We start from the raw sequence: 253 nt of genomic DNA, 5'->3' as shown, positions 1-253 counted from the left end.
AACATCCGCGGCGGGCGCCCGCCGGAGCCGGAAGCCAACGGCAAGCGCTACCTCAAGTTTCCCCTCGATACATTATAGGGAGCAGCATGGGAACGAGTACCGACCTTAAGGCAATGATGAAGGCGCGGCTTTCCCCCGCCGAAATGGCCAACCGGGCCGGAGAAGTCGCAGTCCTCCTGAAAACGCTGTCCCATCCGGCGCGCCTGATGATCGTCTGCACTCTTGTGGAGGGCGAGTATTCGGTCGGCGAGCT

1 pseudogene is annotated in these 253 nt (G+C 62.1%); it reads left to right on the top strand.

The features are described 5' to 3' along the window. Window positions 1-86: 86 nt before the first annotated feature. Window positions 87-253, top strand: a pseudogene (locus BN1800_RS43330) (transcriptional regulator); the annotation flags it as partial.

This window comes from Rhizobium sullae (genome assembly GCF_900169785.1).
Lineage (GTDB): Bacteria > Pseudomonadota > Alphaproteobacteria > Rhizobiales > Rhizobiaceae > Rhizobium > Rhizobium sullae.
This window is presented reverse-complemented; position numbering and strand designations above follow the sequence as displayed.